The organism is Phenylobacterium ferrooxidans (genome assembly GCF_042714595.1).
GTDB lineage: Bacteria > Pseudomonadota > Alphaproteobacteria > Caulobacterales > Caulobacteraceae > Phenylobacterium > Phenylobacterium ferrooxidans.
Genome location: NZ_JAOTJD010000079.1, coordinates 1 through 4,545 on the forward strand (window position 1 = coordinate 1; position 4,545 = coordinate 4,545).

Consider the following 4,545-nt stretch of genomic DNA (forward strand, 5'->3'; position numbering starts at 1 on the left):
AACACCAAGGAGACATCTGCAGAATCCGCTTCGACCTAAGATTTCGACTCCAACGCCATATGCGATTCCCCTGCCCGCAAGGGGAGAAGGATCAGCTCAGGGCAAGACCACCACGCTGTCGGGCAGCTCGTTGGGATTGTCCGTCGCGTTGGCCGGGAAATGCTGCGCCAGGATGTCGGCGCAGAGGCCGATCGCCGCCTCGAAGCCCTCGGCCGGCTGCTTGCGCTTGATGCCCGAAATCAGCGCCGCCATGGCCTCGTCCCAGACCTTGGGATCGACCTTGGAGGCCACGCCCTCGTCGGCGATCAGCTCGGCCATGCGCTCCTTGGCGGAGACATAGATCAGCACCCCGGTGCGTTCGCGGGTGGCCGCCAGGTTCTTGGCCAGGAACTGCTCCTGGGCCCGACGCAAGACCCGCTCCCGCTTCAGCCCCTTGGGCGTCAGCAGCCGGCGCAGGGGTGGGATGATCCCCACCAGCAGGGCGACGGCCACGAACAGCACCCCCTGCATCAGCAAGGCCCACGTCAGGGCGCTGCGCACCGACTGTTCGGCCACCGCCCCGATCTGGGCGGCGCTCCACTGGCCGGTGAGGATCTCCGGGGCGCTCACCTGGACGCCGCCGGCCAGCAGCAGGGCCGGCACGGCCAGGGCCGCGATCGCCGCCCAGGTCACCGGGACCTCCCGGTAGTCGGAGGATTCCCGGGCCACCACGGTGTAGATCTCACCGCGCGTCCGCAGCTCGCCCCGGGCGACCGCGGCCTCGACCCGCGCGCGGTCAGCGTCTGACAGCATCACCATCCTCCTGAAGATCCACCGCCGCCGAACGATCCACCGCCGCCGCTGAAGCCGCCGCCACCGCCGCCACCGCCCCAGCTGCTGCCGCCACCGCGGCCGCCGCTCGAGAGCAACATGGGCAGCAGCCACCAGAGGCCGCCGCCGCGCCGCCCACGGCGACGGCGTCCGCCCCGCAGGATGCCGCTGAGCACCCAGATGATGATCACCACGATGAAGATGATCACGCCGGGCAGGCTGTTTTCCGACTCGGGTTCCGGCGCCGGCGTCGCCGTGGCGATGGCCTTGGCCTGATCGTCGGGCAGGGATAGCTGGCCGATCACCGCCTCAGTTCCCGCGATCACGCCCGCCTCCATCTTGCCGTCGCGGAAGGCCGGCAGGATCTTGGTCTGGATGATCACGCTGGAAAGCGCGTCGGTCAGTATGCCCTCGAGGCCATAGCCGACCTCGATGCGCACCTTCTTGTCGTTGGGGGCCACCAGCAGCAGGACCCCGTCGTTGCGGGTCTTGTCGCCGATCCCCCAGGCCCGGCCCAACTGGTAGCCGTAGTCCTCGATCTCGTAGCCGCCGAGGTCGGGCAGGGTCGCCACCACCATCTGACGTCCGGTCTTGGTCTCCAGGTCGGCGAGTTCGGCGGTGAGCTTCTGTTCGGCGGCCGGCGACAGCAGGCCGGCATTGTCCACCACCCGCCCGGTGAGCGGGGGGAACTTGGGGGCGGCCAGCGCCACCCCCGCGCTCACGACGAGGCCGAGGACCGCGAGGCCCAGCAGGCCCCGCAGTCCCTTGCGCTGGGTCATTGGGCCGGCGCGGCCGGCAGGGTGGACGTCGCCGGCGGCGTCGTGGGCGAGAAGCTGACGCTGGGCGCGGCCTGTGCAGCGGCGTTGGCCTGGAACATCACCATCGGCTTGGAGCCGCTATGGACGGTGGAGGCCCAGAAGCTGTTGGGGAACTTGCGGAACTCCAGATTGTAGTCCCGGACCGCTTCGTTGTAGTCGCGGCGCGAGACGCTGATCCGGTTCTCCGTACCCTCCAGCTGGCTCTGCAGGGCCAGGAAGTTCTGGTTGGACTTCAGGTCCGGGTAGTTCTCCTGGATCATCATCAGCCGGCCGAGCACGCCCGACAGCTTGTCCTGGGCGGCGGCGTACTGGGCGAACTGGGCCGGGTCGGTGAGGGTGGAGGCGTCGACCTTGACCTGGGTGGCCGAGGCGCGGGCCTCGGTGACGGCTGTCAGGACGCTCTTTTCCTGGGCGGCGTAGCCCTTCACGGTCTCCACCAGATTGGGAATCAGGTCGGCGCGGCGTTGATACTGGTTCTGCACCTCGGCCCACTGGGCCTTGGCGCGCTCTTCCTTGGTGGGGATGTTGTTGATCCCGCAGCCGGCGATCAGGACAGGCGCGAGCACCAGCAGGGCGACGCGCGCGAGGCGATTGCGAAGGGTGGACAAGGTGTGTGGCTCCCCAAGAGCAGCATCAGGATCAGGCCTGACTATCGGCCTATGTGGCCCCGTCGTTGAGATGGCGCAACGACAGGGCGGATTAAGCTTTGGAAAGCTCCGCCGCACAAGTTGGTTGCGACTTGCACGACGCCTCCGTGCGCGCGGATGACCTTGAACTCCAGGACGGGCAGCCTCGCTCCGTCAGGCTCCGCGCAGCAGGACGCCGGCGGTCAGGATCGCGAAGGCCACGGCGAGGGTGGTGAACACGTGCTCGCTGATCAACGGGATGTCGATGCCGCCGTACTGGACCAGCATGGACAGAACAGCCAGCACCACCGCGATGGCGAACAGGGGTACGGAGGGGGCGGTGAGGGCCACACCGGCGCGACGAGCAGCCATGGGAGAATATCCTGACGCCCCACCCGGCGAAGGCCGGGCGCGAGCTTGACCATAACGCCGGCCGAGCGTTGCGGTTGCTGTGGCGGCGGGTGACGCGAGACGGGCGGAGTCCGTCGGGTACTGGGCTGGACCAAGTTCGCAGCCCTTCATCTCAGTGAAACACCGCCAACTGCGGAAGCGAGGCGTTCCCCGACGCGATGCAGACAGGCAACCTAGCTGGGCAGTAAGCGGGCGCACTGCCCGAAAGCAGACCCTCCAAAGGTCGGCTAGGGGTGGCAAGCGGACATTGACCCAAGGAAGAATGAGCCTAATTTTCGGGTATGAAGGCGCTCACCTATTCTCTCGCGTTCGTATCGGCCGTCATGCTTACGGGGTGCGCTCATGCCCGTCAGTCCAGCTGCTCCGCCCCGCCCGGGGCTAGTGGCGAAATCGAGCAGACCGTCCACGCCTTTTTCGATGCGCTTCAGAAGGAAGATAAGGTCGCGTTCCAGCGCCTGACTACCGCTTCGTTTTACTCATTCGATGTTGGCAAGCGTTTCGCCGGGACCGAATTAGTAAACGTAGTGCGGGATGCTCACTCTCGAGGCGTGCAACTCAATTGGTCGGTAGGCCCATTAGACACAAAGCTCCGCTGCGACGTGGCATGGTCCGCATGGGAGAACGTGGGCAGCGCCGGTATCCCACCTGACGTCCGACCTGTCCGCTGGCTAGAGTCCGCCGTACTGGTTCGTCAGGACGGGAGCTGGAAAATCGACTTTTTCCATTCGCAGCGCGCGGCTGAGAAATAATCCGTGCAAGTCTGCTAACGTCCGCAACGGGTCGCGAACGGTCGTGAGCAAGGCCGCCGCAAGCAGACGTTCCGGCTCAGTGCCGGATAGCAGACCCTCCCAAAGGCTGTTCAGGGTGGTTAGCGGTCATCCGGAAATTTGGGGCCGTCTTGCTCAAGCGAGCTGCTCATTGCGCCGGTAAATTGCGCCCCACGTGACAGCGTTTCCTTGATAGAGGCCATCAGCCCGATATGGCTCCATCAGTTTCGTAAGGTCTTCTCTAAAGTATTCGACCTCATCCGGAGCCATGTCCCCAAGGCTGCTATAGGATAAGGCGTGCTTGACCAGTAACTCGAGGTCGCACCAAATCGTCTTATTGACCCTGACCCCACCCTGCTGGGCAAATCCTGCCATTCCAAGCCCCGCATTACCACGGCCGCCCCTGGCCTGACCCGGACGGTATGATTTTCGGAGGGCCACATACTGTTCGAGCCAGGGCGTGTCGTCCGACCAGCCGGCGCCGCAGTTTACGACACTTCCGCCAGGCCTGAGGTTTGACCCGATGAGGGCCACGAGAGACTCCGGCGTCAGCCAGTGGATCGCCCGACCAACAACGAAATGGTGGAAGCGGTGGTCGGCTACCGCGCCGGGAAGCGCGGGGGCGTTCAGGTCGTGCCGGAGATAGCGGATATTCGGGCGCTGCGGCGCTCGCTTCAGCATCCCCTCGGAAAAATCAATCCCGACGACCTCCTTGACCCGATCTGCGAAGCCCACGGATAGCTGGCCATTGCCGCAGCAGATGTCGAGTAGCGAGACTTCCGGACCGAGCGCCAACTCGATCGCCAGCTGTTGAAAGAGTCGGGTGTCGTAGGGCAGTCGGCGATCGTAGAACTTCGATGTTGCATCGAAGGCGTCTCTTGTCTCGGCAGTCATGTGGCATCGCGTGGCTGGAGGACGAGCGGACGGTGAGGCAAGGTAAGCGAATCTTTGCGTGTGAACAGAGCTGCACTCGTAACGGTTCAGCGGTTGATGCGAGAACTCTCGCCACTACTCGCGTCACCCTCAACGTCTGCAATGGGTCCAGGCTGTGTAAAAACGGCGAAGCAGCTTAGAATCTAGCATCGACGCAGCAGCCTTGGGGCCGTCGATGAA

At 65.0% G+C, this 4,545-nt stretch carries 5 protein-coding genes; all 5 read right to left on the reverse strand.

Annotated features, from left to right (window positions below; all coding sequences use genetic code 11):
• Positions 1 to 96: 96 nt before the first annotated feature.
• Positions 97 to 792 carry a TPM domain-containing protein gene (locus tag OCL97_RS22390; protein WP_377371907.1) on the reverse strand — a complete coding sequence of 232 codons (696 nt, stop codon included), beginning with the start codon at positions 790 to 792 and terminating at the stop codon, positions 97 to 99.
• On the reverse strand, positions 792 to 1,589 hold the full coding sequence (locus OCL97_RS22395) for a TPM domain-containing protein (RefSeq protein ID WP_377371908.1): 798 nt from the start codon (positions 1,587 to 1,589) through the stop codon (positions 792 to 794). The genes OCL97_RS22390 and OCL97_RS22395 overlap by 1 nt, the downstream gene beginning before the upstream one ends.
• A complete protein-coding gene (locus OCL97_RS22400) occupies positions 1,586 to 2,236 on the reverse strand; it encodes a LemA family protein (protein ID WP_305762322.1) in 651 nt (216 codons plus the stop codon). Before OCL97_RS22400 ends, OCL97_RS22395 begins: the two co-directional genes overlap by 4 nt.
• Before the next feature lie 192 nt (positions 2,237 to 2,428).
• On the reverse strand, positions 2,429 to 2,626 hold the full coding sequence (locus OCL97_RS22405) for a hypothetical protein (RefSeq protein WP_377371909.1): 198 nt from the start codon (positions 2,624 to 2,626) through the stop codon (positions 2,429 to 2,431).
• Between the two features lie 941 nt (positions 2,627 to 3,567).
• The gene (locus OCL97_RS22410) at positions 3,568 to 4,326 is read right to left on the reverse strand and encodes a class I SAM-dependent methyltransferase (protein ID WP_377371910.1); all 759 of its coding nucleotides are present in this window, start codon (positions 4,324 to 4,326) and stop codon (positions 3,568 to 3,570) included.
• Between the last annotated feature and the right edge of the window lie 219 nt (positions 4,327 to 4,545).

Coding starts and splice junctions, on each gene's coding strand:
- OCL97_RS22390 (WP_377371907.1), bottom strand. CDS start 792: ATGCTGTCAGACGCTGACCGCGCGCGGGTCGAGGCCGCGGTCGCCCGG.
- OCL97_RS22410 (WP_377371910.1), bottom strand. CDS start 4,326: ATGACTGCCGAGACAAGAGACGCCTTCGATGCAACATCGAAGTTCTAC.
- OCL97_RS22405 (WP_377371909.1), bottom strand. CDS start 2,626: ATGGCTGCTCGTCGCGCCGGTGTGGCCCTCACCGCCCCCTCCGTACCC.
- OCL97_RS22395 (WP_377371908.1), bottom strand. CDS start 1,589: ATGACCCAGCGCAAGGGACTGCGGGGCCTGCTGGGCCTCGCGGTCCTC.